Below are 19,517 nucleotides of genomic sequence, written 5' to 3' on the forward strand. Positions count from 1 at the left end.
TTTTGTCTTCCTTATAAAAACCCTGGTGGTTAAAGAAAAGAGGAAACACCTGTTATCATTCCGAACACAGAAGTTAAGCTCTTATTCGCTGATGGTACTGCGAGTTCGCGGGAGAGTAAGTTATTGCCAGGGTTTTTATTTTATACTTTAAGCTTTCAATTTATCGTGTATACTTATTTTACACATTAGTAAAATTGTTATATTTTAATAAGGAAATTTTAAAATAACATGAAAAAAGCAAGCTTTTTAAGTATTAATTTTTTAATTTTGCTTTTGGTTTGCTTTGTCAATGCCAATTTATTTTCTAAAGATGCTTTTAAGTTTAAGTTTGTAGGTCAATATTTTCCTTTTTACTATAAAAATAATAAAGGAGAATATGTCGGGCTTATTTTTTCTATTTTAGATAAATGGGCAAAAGATAATAATGTTGATATTAGAATTGAACCTGTTGATAATTTAAATGAAGGGAAAATTGAAGACGAAGCAATATATTTAGGATTAACTTATAATTCAAAATTAAATGATTTTTTTTATTTTAAAAGTGAGCTTGCTAGGAGTATTTCAATTTTATTTTCTAAAAGTCCTAATAAAAAATATAAAGATACTCATTCAGCGTATTTATCTAACTTTAATATAGGAGTTGTTAAAAATACAATATATGAAGATATTTTGAGACTAAGAGGTGTTAACACCATTTTTTTGGTTGACAATGTTCAAGAGTTAGTATTAGCTTTAAAAAATAATAAAGTTGATTATATATATGGAGATTGTAAGACTTTAGCTTATATTGCAAAGGGTGTTTTAGGTGAAGATCTTGCAATTTTTAATGGAGATGTTTTTTATAGTGTCAAGAATAGAGTGGCTATTAGTAGAAATGCTCCTGAGATAATAAAGAATTTGAATTTAGATTTGTTTTCGTATTTGATGAAAATTCCTGATGAATATGTTGTTTCTTTTTTAGACAGTACTTCTAAGGGTAATTTTATTGATGTTGGGCTATATAATGATTATCCACCTTTAAGTTTTATTAATTCAAAGGGAAAGTTGTCTGGTATTTTAGTAGATTTGTGGAATCTTATTTCAAGGCAGCACATCTTTAAACCTATTTTTAAAGGATTTCCCAAAGAGGATATTAAGAAGTCATTAGATGGAAAATCAGTGGGCATTTTTGGAGGAATTATTAGCAATGATAGTGTGTTTGAAAATGTTAATTATGTAGTAAGTAAGCCAATATATCCTCTTAATTTTAAATTTTATTCTAAAGGTTTAAATAATAATATTGGCCCAATAAATTCTCAGTTTATTGATTTTGATTTTAATAATATCCAATTAAATAAGAATCAAGATATTGTTAATAACTTTATAGATATTGTTAATAATTCATATGGGTTTATAGAAAATTCAATAACAACAAAATATTTATTAAAATTAAATGGATATAACGGCAGATTAAAATCTTACGATTCGATTTTTAATAAAAATAGGTTTTTAGTATTAGCCATTGATAACAGGGTTTATAAGGTTATTAGATATATTCTTAACTCTATATTTGATGATATTTCATTTGAATCTTTACTTCAAATAGATAAAAATTGGTTGGATAAAGAAGAGATTAATAGCTCTCGAATAAATAGTTATAAAATTATGAATAAGGTTAAATTTAATATAGAAGAAAAAATTTGGCTATTAAAAAATAATAAATTAAATCTTGCTGTTAAAAATTGGTATCCAATAGATTATGTTGAAGCAAATAGTTATAAAGGAATAAATCAATTTTTGCTTGATAAGATTAGAATGTTTTCAGGTTTAGAATTTAACGTAATTGAAGCGCGTAGTATTTTGGATCTCAAAAAATTAATCAAATCTGGAAAAATTGATATGCTAAATACTAATGCGCTCGATTCAGATTTAGATAATGTTTTTAATATAAAATTAAATTCTAGAATTCCGCTTTTTATTTTTTCAAATAAAAAAAGGGTGCTTCCATCTAGATCTTTAAAGGGGTTTGCTATACTTAATTTTTTATATAGTAAAAATTTGGTTTCTAACATTAAATCAAAGCTTATTCTGGTAAGTAGTTTTAAAGAAGCCCTACTTCTTCTTTATAAGGGAAAGATAGATGGGATTATTAGTGATGAGTATACAGCTACTGCTGTTTTTGAAGAATTAAATATTGTCGATGTTGAAAAACTTCCTACTTTTAGAGATTTGGTTTTTGATTTGAGTCTTGCTATTTATAATCAGGATTATATCTTAAAAGAAATTATTCAAAAAGTTGTTATGCGCTCGAATGCTGATAGTCAAATATATTTAAATGATTGGAAATTTGATGTTTATTATAAATCTAAAGGTAGTAGATTTAAAAATCTCAAATTTTTGGTTTTAACAGTCATTATATTTTATTTTACTTTTTTAGGGTTTGTAATAATTTTTCTATTCAGGTTATCATTTGAACAGAAAAGAGAATATTCTTTTATAATGAATAAAAAAAAGATTGCAGAAGCTGCTAATACTGCTAAAACTATTTTTATAGCAAACATTAGCCATGATATTCGTACGCCCATTAATGGAATAATGGCAGCTACGGAGCTTTTGGACACCACTATTCTTACGGATGTTCAAAAAGACTATGTTAGGATGATAAATTATTCATCTGATTCTTTACTCTCTTTAATTGATGATATATTGTATTTGTCTCAAATAGATGTCAACGAGTTACATATTGATAGTCAAGAGATTGATTTAGAGAGTGAAATGGAAACGGTTTTAAAAACTTTTCAATCTCAATGTGCAAAGAAAAATATTGATTTATTCTCTTATTCTAAATCTATTTTTAATAATTATATAAAAGGTGATATTGTAAAAATTAAACAAGTTTTAATTAATTTAATAGGAAATGCTTTTAAGTTTACAGATGATGGTGTTATTGTTTTGAACTACGAAGAAGTATATAGAACAAGAGTTGATGGTAATAGGGTATTGGTTACCGTTGAATTTAAAGTAATAGATACAGGCAAAGGTATTAAAAGAGAGAATCTTTCTAAGATATTTGAAATATTCAAACAAGAGGATGATTCTTCTTCAAGAGTTCATGAGGGTGCGGGATTAGGATTGTCAATATCTAAAGAACTTATAAGGCTAATGGGTGGACTTGGTATTGCTGTTGATAGTAAGGTAGGTGAGGGTACAACTTTTTCATTTATGTTGCCGTTTTTTTTGGGTGGTGAGCTTAAAAGTAAAAATTTATCAATCAATAGATTTCAATCAGTGGATAGCAATAATAAAGTATTGAATGTGCTCTTGAGTCAAAAATCTATTAAAATTTTTGAGCATTGTTCGGCTTTGTTAGGCTATTCTTCTAATTTACACTATGTGGCGTCTTTTAAGGATGCTTATAAATTTTTTAAAGAATACTCTTTTTATAATTTTGTTTGTATAAATGTAAATAACGATAATATTGAAGAGAGTATTCGATTTGCTAATGATATTGAAATATTAAACTCTAATATACAAATTGTTTTTTTATTTTATTATTTGGATAATAAAGCGTTAAAAAATTTAAAATATATTCACGTTAAAAAGCCTTTAATGGGGCTTAGCATATCTTCTATTCTTTCTAAAAAAGAGTTTAAAACAGAAATAAATTTTGAAGATTTAGTTCCAATAGATAGTGCTTTTAAGATAAAAGATCCTATTAATGTGTTAATAGCTGAAGATAATCAAGTAAATCAAAAAGTGTTGAAAGATATTCTTGTTGTAATAGGTATTAATGAAAATTTTATTGATATTGTAGATGATGGGGTAAAGGCTTTACAATCTTTAAAAGATAAAAAATATGATATTGCTTTTGTTGATATACGAATGCCCAGATATGATGGATTTTCGGTGGCTAAAGAAATCAGAAAATTTGAAAAGGCAAAGAATTTAAAGGCATGTGTTTTGGTTGCTGTAACAGCGCATGCTTTGAAAGAGTATAAAGAGAAGTGTTTTGAAAGTGGGATGGACGATTATATTTCAAAGCCAATACACATAAGTTCAATTAAAATTATATTAAAAAAATATTTAGAGTTTGAAGTTGATGATATTTGGGAAAATAAAGATTTAAATAAACTTGTTAAGTTTCCCAATTTAGATGTTAATAGGGCTTTAAAAGAATTAAATCTTTCATATGCATCATATTCCGAATTATGTAGGGGGCTTGTTGATTTTATCTCTATTAATATTGTTGATTTAGAAAAAGCTTTTGATGATGAAAATTTATCTTTAATTAGGGACATATCTCATTCAATATCTGGAGCTCTTTCTAATATGCGTAGCAAATTGTATAAAGATTTTAAAAAAATTGAAACAAGCAAAGATTCAATTTATGAACTTAAGAAAATGTATTCTTTTGTAAAAAATGATTTATTGCAACTAATAAGCGACATAAAGGAGAATGTTTTGTTTGAGTCTGAGATTGTTAGCGAGAATAAGCTATACTTTAAAAATAATGATCAATTTTTAAACCTTCTCAATAAACTTTTAATTGGTATTAAAACTAGAAAGCCAAGAGAATATAAAGAAATTCTTAAAAGCATTGACAAGTATGTTTTAGATGATAATATTCAAGTATTATTTAGTGATCTTCGCAGGAACTTAAGATTATATAAATTTGTTGAGAGCTCTAAAATTCTTAAAGAGATTATTGAGATATTTAGCAATAAGAGATATTAGTAGTGGAAATGATAATTAAAGATAAAGCTTTTGAAGTAGAAAATCAAAAGCTTTTAATTGTGGATGATTCTCCAACCAATTTAGATTTATTGGTAAATATATTACAAGATTCTTATGAGGTTGAAGTTGCAACAAACGGACTTGATGCTTTAAAGCAGGTTGAAAAAGATAGTCCTGATCTTGTACTCCTTGATATAGGCCTTCCAGATATTAATGGTTATGAAGTATGTAGAAAGCTAAAAAGCGATCCTGATACTAAAGACATTCCTGTAATTTTCATTAGTTCAAGAAGTTCTACAGATGCTCAACTTGAAGGATTTAATGTTGGCGGAGTAGATTATATCTTAAAGCCTTTTAATAGTCGAATAATTGACGCTAGGGTTAAAACTCATCTTGAATTAAAACGATTAAGAGATTATTTTAAAAGCTTATCTAGAATTGATGGGCTTACTCAAATTCCAAACAGAAGATTTTTTATGGATAAATTTTCTAAGTCGTGGATTAAAGCCATAGATAATAAAGAAATAATAATTGTTGGGATGTTAGATATTGATAATTTTAAAAATTACAATGATAATTATGGCCATACCAATGGTGATGAGTGTCTTAAATTAATTGCTAAAGCCTTATATAAGGTTTCTTTAAAATATAAAATAGACGTTGCTCGATACGGAGGAGAAGAATTTATTTTTTTTTCTGTTAATAAGAGTCTAGATGAAATGATTAGTGTTATTAAAGCAATGATTAATGATATAAAGTGTTTAAGAATAGCTCATGAGTATAGTAGTATTTCTAGCATTGTAACTGTTTCAATTGGGCTTGCTCAAGAAATTCCTATTGATAATAATTTTACTAATATCATAAAGCTTGCTGACAGCAAGCTTTATGAGGCTAAAGTTTCTGGAAGAAATCAGTTTAGATATTAAATTTTATATTTATTAGACTTTAGTATTTATAAGTTACAGAGATTCCAATAGAATCGTAGTAAAAGTAAGAATTCCCAGTTGCTATTCTTTTTGAAATATCAGCTAGTCCGGCTGTATTGCTTGTATATATGGGATTTGTAGATAATTTTAATTGAAGGCCAATTGTTAAAGGTTTGACAACTTCAAAATTAGCAATAAGAGAAATATTGTGATAAAAAATGTCGCTTCCCCAACCTTTGTTTTTCCACGAGCTTATGTTTCTTTCTTTGCCAATTTGCGTTTTCCCTTCATAAAGTAGACCTATGGTGTTAAGGGGTATTGGCATTTTGTAAGCTAAAAGAGCATAAGGCTTTATTAGCATTCCATTTATATTTTTACCATCGTCTGCTTTATATTTCCAAAGTTGATCTTTATTTGCATGAGGATTGATTAAGTATGTAAAATCATTGCCAATAACCGTAATAATGTGTGTCCATTCCCCTTGAAAAATAGCGTTTAAATCAAATTGGAATCGCCCCCCTGCTGTTATTTCTGAATAAAATTCAATAGTATTTGAATATTTTCCGTTTTTAATGTGTACACCAATTCCCTTAAATCCAAAAGCTTCCCAACCCATACCAATTTCGTTTGATGCATATAAATTTAAAAAAGCAATAGGAGTAAAACTTAGTATGCTTTTAAATGAGATGCTTACAGGAGACAATCCGATATTTAAGTCAACGTCTATGCCATTGTTTTTAAAAAACATAGAATTAGGATTGTGTAAGACTTTAAAATTTTTATAGTATCCTAAGTATGATATTAATTTTATTCCTCCCCAATAATTTTCTGTAATTTTTAAACTTGGTTCAATATTTTGGAAGTTAGGATGTCTAAAGCTTTGTGAGAAGTTTCCTCCATTTGTTCCTAGCTCGTGAGGAGGATAATAAGCAGCTTGAAAATTAAAGTAAAAATATTTATTATTGAATTCTAAGTCTTGATCTTGGGCAAGAATTATTCCTGCTTGCAAAAATAATAAGCAAAAGTATTTTTTTTTTAACAACATTTTCATTTTAAATGCCCTTTCCATTTAATTTTTTCTAAACATTATTCTAATTATTTTTTTTCTGATTTCATCAATTTTAACAGATGCATCAATATTATTAATTCTAGAGCATTTTGAGTAAAATTCTATTAGTGGTTTTGTTTGCAATTTATATTCTTTAAGTCTTGTTTTTAGGCATTCTTCTTTATCGTCTTCTCGTTGGTAAAGATCACCTCCGCAAACGTCGCAAATGTTATTGGTTTTTGTAGCTAGGGTATATATATTGAAAATATTATTACAAGATTTACAGATTCTTCTTCCCGAGAGTCTTTTTATTACTAATTCTTCATTAATTAAAAAGTTTATTATTTTTACATTTGGCAAAAATTTGTCAAGAGCTCTTGCTTGACAAATATTACGCGGGAATCCATCTAAAATAAAATTTTTGTTTTTTTCAATAGCTTTAATTTTGTCTTCTACTATTTTGATTGTAATTAGGTCGGGGACCAGTTCTCCTTTCTCAACAATTTTTTTTATTTCTTTTCCAAGAGCTGTAGAATTTAAAATGTTTTCTCTAAATAAATCTCCTGTTGAAATGTGATGGTATTTAAATTCGTTAGAAATAATTTTTGAAATAGTTCCCTTTCCAGAACCTGGAGGACCTAAAAATACAAGTCCCATATATGTACTCCTGTTTATATATTTATTATTTTAAGGGTTTATTTGAAAACATTTAATAAAAATTTAAGCCCCACAATTGTTCCAACTGTAGATCCAAGGTTTACAAAGAGCACTATTAATAGAATTCTTGTAACTTTGTTTTTGAAATATCCTTTTGTTGTTGATAGTTCTTCTTGCAGATTTTCAAAATCTTTGACCTTTGGTTTATTTATGTAAGCTTCAACAAGTCCTGCTACCATACCTGTTCCTATAAATGGTATTAAGGAGAATATTGGAGAACCTATAATAGCTGTTAAAATTGTTAAAGGGTGAGATTTTAATAAGATGGATGCAATACCTGAAAAAAAAGAGTTAGATATTATCCAAAGCTTTAAATTTTTAAAAGCAAAATCAAATCCTTTAAAGTAAAAAGAGCTTACTATTAGTAAAATTATTGAAATTGCAATCAAATAAGATAGCGCTTTGCTAAATGAAAAATGTTTTTTAGGTATTCTGTCGAGCTCTTCAATATTTATTATTTTTTTATTTTGGCTTATGTCTTTTAGAGTTCTAATTATTCCTTTGACGTGGCCTGCGCCTACAATAGCCAGAATAATGCCGTTTCCTTCAAGTATTTTATTTGTAATAAATTCGTCTCTTTCGTCAATTAAAACTTTTTTTACTTTTGGAATTTCTTTGGAAAGTTCTTCCATTACTTTTGAAAGAGCGTCTTGTTCTTTAAGTTTTTCAATTTCATCTTTTGTAATTTTTGTATCTGTTAGGGAAAAAAGGCTTGAGATTATTTTTATTTTTTCAAATATTGGAATAGATATCCAGGCTCTTTTTAGAGTTGTTTCAATTTTTCTGTCAGAAAGAATTAGTGGAATATTATGCTCTTTAGCTTTTAAAATAGCTGTTTTCATTTCTTCTCCAGGGTTTATTCCCTGTTCTTTTGCTAATTTTTTTTGAAAATTAGAAAGAATTATATTTATTATGAGAAAGAAAGCTTTTCCTTGTTTTAATGCTTTATCTATATCTAAGTTTCTCCATTTTTCATTTTCATCGGTGTTTAAGATTGAATGATAGCGAGCTTCATCAAGTTCAACGGCAATATAGTTTGGCTTTAAGATTTCTATTAAATTTGCAGTATCTTCTGAGCTTTTTTTTGACACGTGAGCAGTTCCAAGTATATATATTGTTTTATTTTGTATATTAAATTTACTTACATGAGAAAAGCAGTCTTCTGTCTTGGTGGTTTCTTTTTTGTTATCCAAAAAAATATTCCTTGTTTAAAAAATTTAGCTATTAGTTAGTATAGCTTTTAATAATTTTACCATATGGTTTAGTGGAACTATATAGTCTATATTGTTTTCTTTTATCGCTATTTTTGGCATTCCAAAAACCATAGAACTTTCTTTATCTTGTGCAATAGTTAGCCCGCCAGCTTTTTTTATATCGCCAATTTCTCTTGATCCGTCATTTCCCATTCCAGTCATTATTAAGGCAATTGCTTTTTCTTTTGCGATCTCTGCAATAGATTGAAATAATACCCCAATAGATGGTTTGTGGCCATTTATGTGTTTGCCATCGAAGGTTTGTATTTGATAATTTCCATCTATTTTTTTGATTTTCGTATGATATCCACCCGAGCTTATGTATGCATGCCCTTGTTTTAATATTTCTTTATTGGCGGTTTCTTTTACGCATATTTTGCAAAGATTATTAAGATTTTTTGCAAATTCTTCTGTAAATCCTTTAGGCATATGTTGAACAATTATTATTGGTGGAAAGCTTTCAGGTATTTCTGGCAATATTGATTTCAAGGCCACAGGCCCCCCTGCTGATACTCCAATTGCTATTATGTCAAATCTTCTCAGTTTAAGTTTTTTTATTTCTTTTTCATTTAATATTTTTTCTTTTGTATATTCTTCGACTTGAGTTAATGAGAAAATGTCATTTTTGTGATTTAAAAAAAAGTTAGCTCTTTCATAGTTACTTGTTTTCATATCCTTATTGCAGATAATTTTGTTTTTTATAGATATTGATCCATAGGTTAAAAGAGAATTAATAATTTGTTCTTTTTTATTTTCATGTGATTTTTTATTTTTAGATACTAGTATAAGATCATCAGCGCCCTTTAAAGCTGCAATATTTATTAGGTTTTGATTTGAAGATGTGACGACAATTGGTATTGTTTTGTTTATATTGTTTTTTTTCTCCAAAAAGAGAATATCTTTAATATTGTTTTCTTCTAAATTCATTAATATTACTTCAGGGTTATGTTTTTTAAGTTTATTTGTTGCGAATTTACCATTAGAAGCAGTTGCAATGACTTGAAGTTTAGGAGACGAATTAATAAGGTCTGATATAAGCTTTCTCTTTACAGCAAAGTATTCTATGATGAGTACAGAAATTTTTGTTTCCACTGTTACTTTTTTCCTATTTAACTCTTGTTAAATTATAACTTATATTTATTTTGTAATTTAAATTTTTCTTTTTGGCAGCTAGTATCTTTTTTTTCATATATTATTGCCCATGGTGTTTTTAAAAATTTAAAAGGAAGGTTAAGTCCAAAAAGTGATTCTGAATGTCCTATAAACAAATAACCGTTTTTAGACATGTTATTGTAAAATTTTTTAAGTACTTTAATTTTTGATTTTTCATCAAAGTATATTAATACATTTCTACAAAAAATGACATCAATTTGTGAAAAATTACTTTCAAAGTTTAGGTTATGATAATCAAATCTTATGTGATTTTTAATTTCATTTTTAATTTTATATCCGTTTGAGTAAGAATATATATAGTGTCGGTATTCTTTAGGAATATTTTCACATTTATTTGATGAGTAATATCCTTCTTTTGCTATCATTAAAGACTTTAAACTTAAATCAGAAGCAATAATGACAAAATCTATTTCTTTTGGAAGTTTTGATTTGAGTACAAATGCTAATGAATAAGGCTCTTCTCCTGTTGAGCATCCTGCAGACCAGACAACGATTCTATTTTTTTCTTCTATGGTTTTAATATTAATTAAATTAGGAATTACAAATTTTTCAAAAGTTTGAAAATGGAGTGAATTTCTAAAAAATCTTGTTAAATTAGTTGTTACTAAATCTAAAAAATATTCTTTTTTAAATTTTTCACTAATTATTAAATCGTAAAGTTGTGATGGACTTTCAAGAGCAAGTTCTCGTACTGCGTCATTAATTCTGCTTTGAAGAACAAATTTATTTTTTTCGTCAAAACGCATTCCGCTGTTGTTGTATATAAAGTTACAAAATTTTAAAAATAGTTTATTTTCAATTTCCAGCATTCTTGGGAACCTGCTTAATTATTCTCTTTATAATAAGTATTGCCTATTTATAATAAATCTCTAGGTAAGAATATTTTTTTTTAAAAAAAAATTGTAAAATTAATATAAATAATTTTATTATAAGACTTAGATTTATAAAAAGGTTTTTGTGTATTTTAATTTATTTTCACTAGTAAATAAGAAATTGATAGGTGCTAGAAAAAATTTACAAATGCCAATTAATATAAAGATTGAATGATGTTTAATGGGCTTAAAAGAACAATCTTTAGAGAAGATGTTAAGTATGAAATTTTTAGAAAATTTTTTCATATTTTCAGTTTAATATTTTTATTTTTTTATGGAATAAATTTTTGGACAGGATTTGTTTTAAATATATTATTGATGATTTTATATTTAACTTCTGAAGTTTTTAGAATTACTAAAAAAAAACTATTTTTCTTTAAAAATATTTCAGACATAATATTAAAATCAAGAAAAATATTGCCCAATAAAATATCTTTTTCTCCTGTTTTTTTGTTTTTAAGTATATTGATATCATATTGTTTTATTATGGAGCCCTTTAATTATATTGGAATATTCTCAGTATGTCTTGGCGATGGATTTGCAAGTCTTGCTGGAAAGTTAATTCCTTCTTTTAGGCTTGTAAACGATAAAACGATTTCTGGCAGCCTTGTAGTATTTTGTGCTACTTTTTTTTCATATTATTATTTTTTTCCTTATTTAACAACAGCTTTAATTCTTGGAATTTTAGCAGTATTTGTAGAACTTTTTGATGCCGCTAATTATGATAATTTATTTTTACCACTTGCTGTTTCAACTTCTTCTTATTTTTTGACTTTCTTTTTTTTATAGCCAGTAAAAGAAAATTTTTCCTGATTTTTTTAAGTAGATTGGTATCCCAATTGAAATTGGGATAAAAGCATAAGGTATTTTTAGCAAATTCAAGTAAATTCCACTTAATATTAAAAGCATTGAAACAAAAAGTAAAAAATAGTCAAAGTTTTTTTTTCTTAAAAAGGCTACCATGAAGTTTATTAAAATAAGCAACAAAAATGCATCTATGTAAAATTTTATACTTTCGATTTTAAAAATGCCGTAGTTTTGACTATTTTCGTACGAATTAATAGGCATTGTGTAGCTATATATGCATGCAAAGGTCAAAATAATATAAATTGTATAATGTATTGATTTTATTTTGAAATCGCATATATATAGACTTAGAAAAAATAAATTTAATAATGAAAAAGTATTTACAAAAAGGATAAATTTTGTAAATAAGTAATAACTTGAATTTAAGTTATTACTTAAAAAAAAATCTTCAGAGATCAAAATAGGCTCTAATGTATATGAACTAATAAAACAATAGAAAAGTATAAATTGTATATTATTAGTTCTTTTGTAGTTAATATATGACCATAGTGAGCCTATTATTCCAGCAATAAAGATGGCGAATTTATTAATCAATATTATAAAATTATTATTGTAAATTTCTAGAAAATAATTTTGATAATTTTCATTATATTTTATTTTATAATAGAAAATCAGGATAACTAGTGTTGCTAAAAGAAAAATTATAAAGAGAAAAAGATTAATAGAAGCGTTTAATTTTGTAAATATTTTTTTCATTTAAACCCCCAAGAATGCGTATTTTGTATTTTTTTGATCTTTTTTTTAATTTTTGAATCAAGTTTTTCAAAAAAATCTATTTTTGTTTTTTTCTCAATTGAATCTACGCTAACAACGTAATTTTTCAAATTTAAGTCTTTTGCTTTTTCATTTGGGATAATAAAAGAGATTATGTCATAAAAATTGTTATTATTAATTGCTAATACTATTTTATAAAAATTTTTAGGTATCAAAATTTTGTTTTTACCGATAAATCCTTTATTTTCCGTTAAAATTCCGGCACTAATGATATATATATATCCTTTTGAGATTGCCCATTCTCTTACTAGTTTTTCAAGTTTTAGCCAAATTCCAGAATTAAATTCGCTTTTTTGAGGTGATATATTTGATAAAAAATATGTATCTTTCATTGCATTTTCAGAAAAAGACATGTCCGCAGAACTTACTATATGCCCTCTGTCATAACCGCTTTTAAAGTAATCTTCAAGTTTTGGAAAGGTACCTTTAATGTTGGTGTCTTCAAAGAATTTAAGACTTCTTTTTATTTTTTTTGATTTTAACAAAGTCAATGCTAGCTCTACCATTTCTCTTTTAAGCGGATAAGCAGCCCATTCGGATTGTCTTGCGCTTTCAGCATATCCCAAGGTATAGTGTTTTTTGTTTATTATTTGGGTAGTAAGATATCCTTTTGGAATTAATTGGGATTCTTTTATTGGAATAACTTTTGTAATGTTAATATATTTATTTTCTATTATCTCTAAATAGTCATAAATTTTGTGTTTGATTTGTTTTAGGAGTTTTGGATTTAAGGAAAAAAATAAAAATCCTGTTAGACATAAAATATAACAGTATAGAAAAAATTTTGATCTTTTTTTCATGTTTTTATCTCTTTTTCGTCCTTAAAATTATATCTAATGGTGAAATTAAAAGAAATGTTAAATGTATCTAAAAATAAAAAATCAATTTTAAAGTCTAATCCCATTAAAGGTATTGCATTTTTTGTAGAAATTTCAATAAACATATAAGGCTCTATTACATAAGGCAATTTTTCATAAAATTGGATGTCTCCTATAAAGTTTGTAGACAAGTAAAAACGACTGCCTATGCCAATAGTAGAAGAAAAATATTTTGTTTTTTTAATTAAGTTTGCAATGTGCCAGTTTATTCCTCCCCCAATATAAGATTTAAAGTATTGCATTTTTTGAAGAATATTAAGATTTTCTTTTGTTAATATCATAGCAATTATTAAAAAATCAAAAGTATTATTAGAGAATATGTAGTAAGGTCTAAAAATAAGATGTTTAATATTTGAGTTTAGGAAAAATCCAATTCCAATTCCAATCCCTGTTGAATATGTAAACCCTCTTTCTGGGCTAAAAAAATTAGAGCTTTGTTCGGATTTGTTATTTTTTTCATTAGTATTACTTTCTTCATTGGCTATCACATTTAAAGTGGAAATGATGAGTAGTGTTAAGGAAATATAGATGTTTGGATTTTTTTTCATAAACAGATTATTTTAAATGATATAAAAATTGCGCTGTCTTTTCAATATTACAATATGTATGTGGTGGAAATTTTACTGTTTGGTGTAAAAAAATTTTTATATTAGGTGGCTGTAATATGCTATTTTATTGTATATTATACAATATGTTTAATTGCTAGGAGACGACATTTATGTTTTTTAATTTTTTAAAAAAAGATCTTGTATTTATTTTGCCAGAAATAAATACAAAAGAAGATGTAATTGATTTTTTAGTTGAAAAAATCAATGATAAAGGATATGTAGATAGTAAAAAAGAGTTTCTTAAAGGAATTCTTGATAGAGAGAAAATAGGCGATACTTCTTGGGAAAATGGGGTTGCAATTCCTCATTTTATAGGAGATGTTGTTAAGACCAGTTTTATTTCATTGCTTTACATTAAAGGTCCTGGAGTTAAGTGGTCTGAAGATAACCCCCCTGTTAATTTGATATTTTTGATTTGTATGTCAAAAAAACAACAAGGTGATGAACATCTTAAGGCGATTGCGTTTATAGCTAAACTTTTTGAAGATAATGCTTTTCAAAAGGCTTTAAGTGGGATCGTTACTGCTGATGACATTTATTATTATATGGAGAATATTCAGAGAAAAGCCAAAGAAGAGGTTTTTGGAGCTACAAAAACAGAGAAGATAGTGGCTGTAACTGCTTGTCCTGTTGGAGTTGCTCATACATATATTGCAGCAAAGAAAATTGAAAATGAAGCTAAAAAGCAGGGTTACAACATTAAAGTTGAAACCCAAGGATCTATTGGTATTGAAAATGCCTTAACAGAAGAAGAAATTAGGAATGCAGCTGTTGTAATACTTGCTGTTGATAAGGATGTTGATGAAAAGAGATTTGAAGGCAAGAGAGTTTATAAAGTTTCAACTGTAAAAGCGATAAACAATACGGAGAATATTATTAAGGAAGCGTTTAATGCTCCGGTATTTTTTTGTAAAGACTCTAGTGTTAATAGCAGTTCTAAAGGCCCGATTGCAACAGGCAAAGGTAGTTTTTATAAATATTTAATGAGTGGAGTATCTCCAATGATTCCTGTTGTTGCGACAGGGGGGATTTTAATTGCCCTTAGTATTGCTTTTGTTGGGATTGGACCCGATGGGCCAAATTTTTCTGAGCATCCATTTTATAAGCAAATCTCAGATATTGGTTCTGTGGCTTTTGGAATGATGTTGCCCGTGCTTGCTGGTTTTATTTCAATGGCAATTGCCGATAAGCCTGGTCTTGCGCCTGGTCTTGTTGGTGGAGTAATGTCTGGAAATGTAAAAGCAGGTTTCTTAGGTGCAATATTTGCAGGATTTCTTGCAGGCTATATTGCAAGGTTTTTGGCAAAAAGGTCTGTTCCTGAGTGGTTGAGGCCTGTTATGCCTATATTTGTGATTCCATTAATAAGCACTATTGTTGTTGGCTTTTTTATGTTGTATGTCGGTGTTTATATCGGAGAATTTATGGGGGTGCTTGAGGGTGGGCTTAAATCTTTGCAGAATAATTCAGAAACGTTTGGTGTGTTGGGTAAAATTTTTTTGGGTTTAGTATTAGGTTCAATGATTACTGTTGATATGGGTGGGCCTTTTAATAAGGTGGCATTTCTTTTTGGTGTAGGTCTAATCCCTCAGGTGCCAGAAATAATGGGGATGGTAGCAGTAGCAATTCCTGTCCCCCCTATGGCCATGGGGCTTGCAACTTTTTTAGCGCCTAAATTATTTGAAAATGAAGAGAAAGAATCTGGCAAAATAGCCTTTTTAATTTCATTTATTGGTATTAGCGAAGGTGCTATCCCTTTTGCTGCTAGTGATCCTGGAAGGGTAATTCCTTCGATAGTAGCAGGAGGAGCCGTGGCAAGCATTATTGCTGCTTTTTTAGGTGTTGCTAATCATGCTCCACACGGAGGGCCAATAGTGCTTCCTGTTGTTGATAATAAATTTGAGTTTATTATTGCAATTGCTGTTGGAGTTGCAGTTGCAACAGCTTTGGTAATTTTTTTGAAATCTTTAAAATCAAAGGAATCTGAATGAATGAATGAAGATAATATTTATTTAATGCAAAATAATATTAAAGAATATGATTGGGGAGGGATTAGTTTTATTCCCAATCTTTTGGGCAATAAGATTGATGGAAGGCCTAAGGCTGAAATGTGGCTTGGAGCACACAAGACATTTTCTAGTAAGATTTTACATAATAATGAATATGTGTTTTTAAGCGATTTTTTAGAAGAGCATAAAGAGCTTTTGGGCTGTAGTGACGAATTTCCTTTTTTATTTAAAGTATTATCTGCAAATAAGCCTTTATCTATTCAAATTCATCCTTCTAAAGATATTGCCTTAAAAGGATATGAATTAGAGAATAATAAAGGAATAGATATTGATGATCCTAAAAGAATATATAAAGACAAAAATCCCAAAATTGAACTTATTTATGCTTTAAGCGATTTTTATGCACTTAAAGGCTTTTTGCCTTTGAGTGAGATTAAAAAAATTTGTGAAATTCTGAAATTAAATTTCGACTTTCAATCGCATAAAGACTTTGTAAAGACTATTTTTGATTTGCAAACCCATGAACTTGAGAGGAGTATTGAAAAAATTTTAAAAAATTTGAATCTTATTGATAGTTTTAGAGGTTATTGGTTTAATGAAATTTACAATATTTATGGTGTGGATGTGGGTCTTTTGGTATTTTTGGGCATGAATATTTTAAAACTAAGACCAGGAGAAGTTGTTTATACTAATAGCCAAGAGGTGCATGCATATCTTAAGGGAGACTGTATTGAGCTTATGACCAATTCAGATAATGTTATTAGAGCTGGACTTACTAGTAAGTATATTGATAAAGAAGAGATGTTAAGAGTTGGTCAATTCGAGGAAGGAAAGGTGTCATTTTTAAATCCAGATGTTCAAAATGTTTTTACTGTATTTAGACTTCCAAATACTAATTTGAAACTAATTCAAAAAAAAATAAATGAGAGCATTTGTATAAATAGAAATAGTGCAATGGTCTTGCTAGTTTTAGATGGGCGCGTGAGCATAAATAAATCTTTAGATCTTAACAAGGGTGAGAGCATTTTTATAGGCAGAAAATCTGGAAACTTATTTATTAATGGGAATGGTCAAGCTTTTATTGTTGGTTTTGATTAAAATTAAGCTTACTTATGTGAGCTTAATTTTATTACCGATTTGATTATTTGGTTAATTAAATGCAAATTTTATGAATCCAAATCCAAAAAAATTGAATTTAATTCCTTCAAATAAAATTTTTGGCTTTGTTAGTAATATTGTTGGTCCTAGTGCGGGGTAAATTTTGAATCCTATGTATAAATTTTTTGCAAAGTTATACTCCATTACAAAAGGAATTCTTATAACAGTGCCTATTCTCTCATAATCAGTTTCTTTTTCTTCATTGGGAGGTATAAGAGATGTTTTTGACCAATCAGCACCTATTCCAATGCCGCCTCCGATTCTCATATATTGTCCAATTTGTTTTTTAAAAACAATATCTATTGCTCCATTTAGATAATTTTCAAAATTGTTTGATTTAAGGCCAATAAAACCTCCATATCCAAAATCAATGTTTACATAAGGAATTGTGACTATAATGTTTGCAATAGGATTACCTATTCCAATGCCCATTGAGAATAGATCGTAACTTTTTTTTTCTTTTACGCCTTTAAGCTTTGCAATACAGGTGGTTGAATCTTCTTCTTTGCTGCATCTGACCATATAATTGTCAGATGCAAAAGAAAGTTGTAATACACCTAATGCTAATGTTAAGATATGTATTTTTTTAAAATTTTTTATCATTTATTCTCCATTATATATATATTTTTATAAAGCCCGTGCCTAGGAAATTGAATCTAGCTCCTTCAAATGACAGTGGGTTGCCAAATAGCATAGTTGTTCCAATAGTAGCAACAGCTTTAAATCCAATCACAATATTTTTAAGAAAACTGTATTCTATTACCAAGGGTAGTCTTATTACAACTCCTATTCTATTTTGAAGAGAAGCTGCTTGTTGAGTTTCATTTTCTTCTTCTTCTTCAATATTTGATTTCTCAGGACTTCCTTTTGACCAATCTGCGCCTATTCCAATACCTCCGGAAATCATAGTGTTTTTATGTATTTCATCTTTAAATAAAAGATCTATTCCCACTACAACATAGGGCATGAAATTATTGGGGTTAAGCCCTATAAATCCTCCGTAGCCAAGGTCTATGTCTACATATGGAACAGATATTGTAATGTTTGTAAGCGGATGTCCAACCCCAAAGCCTATGCCAAATAAATGACGCACAGACTCTTCTTTTGTAAGAAGTTTCTCAAAATCAAAGTCATCTTCGATCATAGACTTGCTTTTTGATTGAGCAGGTAATAAACCCGTTGTTAATATAAATATTATTATTGCTAATAGCATTCTCATTGAAATTCTCCTTTTTTATATCCAATAATTTTAGATATTATCTTTACAATATTTTTAATAAAGCATAAAAAATTAAAAATATTAATATTTATTTGTTTATTTTGATAGCAAAACTTTATTGTTAAACTTTTTATTGTTTTGTTTGTCAAAGTTTTGCTTATCAAAAAATTTTTAATCACAAATACAGGTATTATTATACTACTTGACTGTATGTTGATGTTAATCTTGTTTATTTGTATAAGGTTTTTGGAAATATATTTTTGTTTTAAGGTTTTGGTCTTTAAAAAAAATATAAATTGATAAATTGGTAATAAATAGCTTTTATTGCAATGCTTTATTTTAAAACGCTTGCAATAAAACTTTATTTGCTTGAAAGTTTTTGAAGTTAATTTTAGGCCATCATTCTTTTTGTTCAAAAATTTATCCCAAAAATTTGAATATTAAGTTTTTAATCTATAAACAAATAATATATCAAAGTTTTGAATTTGAAATGCTGTTTGATATTATTTTAATTAAGACTAACTTAGTTATACTAAGTTTAGTATATGATTTGTTGTTATTAAACTTATATAAAGCTTATGATTAAACTGTATATCGTTTTTTTTTATTTTTTTTCTTTTTTATTGGGATTTTCAGAAAATATTTTTTTTAAAAATTTAGGATTCTCTAATAATGATCAGTATTTTATGTTTGGCGAATACGGATTTGAAAATGGATATTATTATTCTGCTGTGTACTTTGTTGATGTTGTTAAAAATAATTTTGCAAATTCCGGAGCGCATTCTAGGATTTTCAAGGAGCATATTGAGTATTCAGACAGCTATGATAAAAGTCTTTATGAACTTTTAAAGATGATTAATTTTAAAGTTAAAGAATTTAAAATTAATCATTTAAGAAGAGGACGAGAAATTTATTTTTATATTAAAAGTGAAATTCCAGAAACAGATTTTTTAAATTTTGTTGATTTTAAAACAGGAAACGAATATCAAGTTTTTGTAAATAAGGATATTAATTCTCAAGAACTTTCTTCTTCTTTTAATATTTTTTTATCTATTAGATATTGTAATTCAACTCTAGAAAAACATTTAACTGTTGGAAGAGGGAATTTCTATAGAAAGAATGTTATTGATTATAAAATAAGGGAGATTTTTTTATTTCCAGATGAAGATGGAATTGTTTTTGTTTTAGAAAAAATCATGTTAAATTCTTATGGGAATAAGTATAAACGGTTTATGGTTGAAGTTAAAAAATATTGAATATAATTATTTATTTTTTTAAAGAAGTGTAATGCTTTAAAAAGGATAA

Annotated in this window: 17 protein-coding genes and 1 rRNA gene; 7 read left to right on the plus strand and 11 right to left on the minus strand. The window is 27.4% G+C overall.

Translation table 11 applies throughout. The features are described 5' to 3' along the window. Positions 1–21: 21 nt before the first annotated feature. The 3 genes from rrf (at position 22) to DB318_RS02355 (ending at position 5,639) form a co-directional block, all read left to right on the plus strand. Positions 22–132 (plus strand): 5S ribosomal RNA (gene rrf, locus DB318_RS02345). A gap of 96 nt (positions 133–228) precedes the next feature. Further along, the gene (locus DB318_RS02350; RefSeq protein WP_151074222.1) at positions 229–4,713 is read left to right on the plus strand and encodes an ATP-binding protein; all 4,485 of its coding nucleotides are present in this window, start codon (positions 229–231) and stop codon (positions 4,711–4,713) included. Between the two features lie 2 nt (positions 4,714–4,715). Then, on the plus strand, positions 4,716–5,639 hold the full coding sequence (locus DB318_RS02355) for a response regulator (RefSeq protein WP_151074224.1): 924 nt from the start codon (positions 4,716–4,718) through the stop codon (positions 5,637–5,639). A 19-nt stretch (positions 5,640–5,658) separates the two neighbouring features. On the opposite strand, the gene DB318_RS02360 is transcribed toward DB318_RS02355, so the two are convergent. Genes DB318_RS02360 through DB318_RS02380 form a run of 5 tightly spaced genes read right to left on the minus strand, consistent with a single transcriptional unit; the run spans position 5,659 to position 10,639 of the window. Then, positions 5,659–6,684 carry a hypothetical protein gene (locus DB318_RS02360; RefSeq protein ID WP_151074308.1) on the minus strand — a complete coding sequence of 342 codons (1,026 nt, stop codon included), beginning with the start codon at positions 6,682–6,684 and terminating at the stop codon, positions 5,659–5,661. A gap of 24 nt (positions 6,685–6,708) precedes the next feature. Beyond that, positions 6,709–7,344, minus strand: a complete 636-nt coding sequence (locus tag DB318_RS02365; protein ID WP_151073516.1) for an adenylate kinase — start codon at positions 7,342–7,344, stop codon at positions 6,709–6,711. A 38-nt stretch (positions 7,345–7,382) separates the two neighbouring features. After that, positions 7,383–8,597, minus strand: a complete 1,215-nt coding sequence (locus DB318_RS02370; protein ID WP_151060074.1) for a TraB family protein — start codon at positions 8,595–8,597, stop codon at positions 7,383–7,385. A 24-nt stretch (positions 8,598–8,621) separates the two neighbouring features. Further along, positions 8,622–9,749, minus strand: a complete 1,128-nt coding sequence (locus DB318_RS02375) for a chemotaxis protein CheB (RefSeq protein WP_151074226.1) — start codon at positions 9,747–9,749, stop codon at positions 8,622–8,624. 32 nt (positions 9,750–9,781) lie between these two features. After that, the gene (locus DB318_RS02380) at positions 9,782–10,639 is read right to left on the minus strand and encodes a protein-glutamate O-methyltransferase (protein WP_151060072.1); all 858 of its coding nucleotides are present in this window, start codon (positions 10,637–10,639) and stop codon (positions 9,782–9,784) included. A 237-nt stretch (positions 10,640–10,876) separates the two neighbouring features. On the opposite strand from DB318_RS02380, the gene DB318_RS02385 reads away from it, so the two are divergent. Next, on the plus strand, positions 10,877–11,491 hold the full coding sequence (locus DB318_RS02385) for a diacylglycerol/polyprenol kinase family protein (protein ID WP_151074309.1): 615 nt from the start codon (positions 10,877–10,879) through the stop codon (positions 11,489–11,491). Here DB318_RS02385 and DB318_RS02390 read toward each other — a convergent pair. Genes DB318_RS02390 through DB318_RS02400 form a run of 3 tightly spaced genes read right to left on the minus strand, consistent with a single transcriptional unit; the run spans position 11,486 to position 13,769 of the window. After that, positions 11,486–12,265, minus strand: coding sequence for a hypothetical protein (locus tag DB318_RS02390; protein ID WP_151060070.1), 780 nt, complete (start codon positions 12,263–12,265; stop codon positions 11,486–11,488). The two genes, DB318_RS02385 and DB318_RS02390, sit on opposite strands and share 6 nt — an antisense overlap. Further along, on the minus strand, positions 12,262–13,143 hold the full coding sequence (locus tag DB318_RS02395) for a DNA/RNA non-specific endonuclease (protein ID WP_151060069.1): 882 nt from the start codon (positions 13,141–13,143) through the stop codon (positions 12,262–12,264). The genes DB318_RS02390 and DB318_RS02395 overlap by 4 nt, the downstream gene beginning before the upstream one ends. Continuing rightward, a complete protein-coding gene (locus DB318_RS02400) occupies positions 13,140–13,769 on the minus strand; it encodes a hypothetical protein (RefSeq protein WP_151060068.1) in 630 nt (209 codons plus the stop codon). Before DB318_RS02400 ends, DB318_RS02395 begins: the two co-directional genes overlap by 4 nt. A gap of 170 nt (positions 13,770–13,939) precedes the next feature. Here DB318_RS02400 and DB318_RS02405 point away from each other — a divergent pair, with 170 nt between their 5' ends. Next, entirely contained in the window at positions 13,940–15,817 is a 1,878-nt protein-coding gene (locus tag DB318_RS02405) for a fructose-specific PTS transporter subunit EIIC (protein WP_151060067.1), read from the plus strand. Beyond that, positions 15,818–16,933, plus strand: a complete 1,116-nt coding sequence (gene manA, locus DB318_RS02410) for a mannose-6-phosphate isomerase, class I (protein WP_151073510.1) — start codon at positions 15,818–15,820, stop codon at positions 16,931–16,933. Between the two features lie 51 nt (positions 16,934–16,984). Here the strand turns inward: manA and DB318_RS02415 are convergent, their stop codons facing one another. From DB318_RS02415 to DB318_RS05985, 3 genes are read right to left on the minus strand one after another with little or no spacing between them, the layout of a single operon-like run. Continuing rightward, positions 16,985–17,596: a DUF3996 domain-containing protein gene (locus DB318_RS02415; RefSeq protein WP_151060065.1), complete on the minus strand. Its 612-nt coding sequence runs from the start codon at positions 17,594–17,596 to the stop codon at positions 16,985–16,987. Positions 17,597–17,606: 10 nt separating this feature from the next. Further along, entirely contained in the window at positions 17,607–18,212 is a 606-nt protein-coding gene (locus DB318_RS02420) for a DUF3996 domain-containing protein (protein WP_151060064.1), read from the minus strand. Further along, positions 18,209–18,628, minus strand: coding sequence for a hypothetical protein (locus tag DB318_RS05985; RefSeq protein WP_151060063.1), 420 nt, complete (start codon positions 18,626–18,628; stop codon positions 18,209–18,211). The genes DB318_RS02420 and DB318_RS05985 overlap by 4 nt, the downstream gene beginning before the upstream one ends. A 162-nt stretch (positions 18,629–18,790) precedes the next feature. On the opposite strand from DB318_RS05985, the gene DB318_RS02425 reads away from it, so the two are divergent. Continuing rightward, the gene (locus DB318_RS02425) at positions 18,791–19,468 is read left to right on the plus strand and encodes a DUF2259 domain-containing protein (RefSeq protein ID WP_151074228.1); all 678 of its coding nucleotides are present in this window, start codon (positions 18,791–18,793) and stop codon (positions 19,466–19,468) included. Positions 19,469–19,517 lie beyond the last annotated feature (49 nt).

Source organism: [Borrelia] turdi, from assembly GCF_008828755.2.
GTDB classification, from domain to species: domain Bacteria; phylum Spirochaetota; class Spirochaetia; order Borreliales; family Borreliaceae; genus Borreliella; species Borreliella turdi.

Excerpts from the sequence above, each read along its gene's own strand:
- DB318_RS02350 (WP_151074222.1), top strand. The coding sequence starts at position 229 with ATGAAAAAAGCAAGCTTTTTAAGTATTAATTTTTTAATTTTGCTTTTG.
- DB318_RS02360 (WP_151074308.1), bottom strand. The coding sequence starts at position 6,684 with ATGTTGTTAAAAAAAAAATACTTTTGCTTATTATTTTTGCAAGCAGGA.
- DB318_RS02365 (WP_151073516.1), bottom strand. The coding sequence starts at position 7,344 with ATGGGACTTGTATTTTTAGGTCCTCCAGGTTCTGGAAAGGGAACTATT.
- DB318_RS02380 (WP_151060072.1), bottom strand. The coding sequence starts at position 10,639 with ATGCTGGAAATTGAAAATAAACTATTTTTAAAATTTTGTAACTTTATA.
- DB318_RS02385 (WP_151074309.1), top strand. The coding sequence starts at position 10,877 with ATGTTTAATGGGCTTAAAAGAACAATCTTTAGAGAAGATGTTAAGTAT.
- DB318_RS02390 (WP_151060070.1), bottom strand. The coding sequence starts at position 12,265 with ATGAAAAAAATATTTACAAAATTAAACGCTTCTATTAATCTTTTTCTC.
- DB318_RS02395 (WP_151060069.1), bottom strand. The coding sequence starts at position 13,143 with ATGAAAAAAAGATCAAAATTTTTTCTATACTGTTATATTTTATGTCTA.
- DB318_RS02400 (WP_151060068.1), bottom strand. The coding sequence starts at position 13,769 with ATGAAAAAAAATCCAAACATCTATATTTCCTTAACACTACTCATCATT.
- DB318_RS02405 (WP_151060067.1), top strand. The coding sequence starts at position 13,940 with ATGTTTTTTAATTTTTTAAAAAAAGATCTTGTATTTATTTTGCCAGAA.
- manA (WP_151073510.1), top strand. The coding sequence starts at position 15,818 with ATGAATGAAGATAATATTTATTTAATGCAAAATAATATTAAAGAATAT.
- DB318_RS02415 (WP_151060065.1), bottom strand. The coding sequence starts at position 17,596 with ATGATAAAAAATTTTAAAAAAATACATATCTTAACATTAGCATTAGGT.
- DB318_RS02420 (WP_151060064.1), bottom strand. The coding sequence starts at position 18,212 with ATGAGAATGCTATTAGCAATAATAATATTTATATTAACAACGGGTTTA.
- DB318_RS02425 (WP_151074228.1), top strand. The coding sequence starts at position 18,791 with ATGATTAAACTGTATATCGTTTTTTTTTATTTTTTTTCTTTTTTATTG.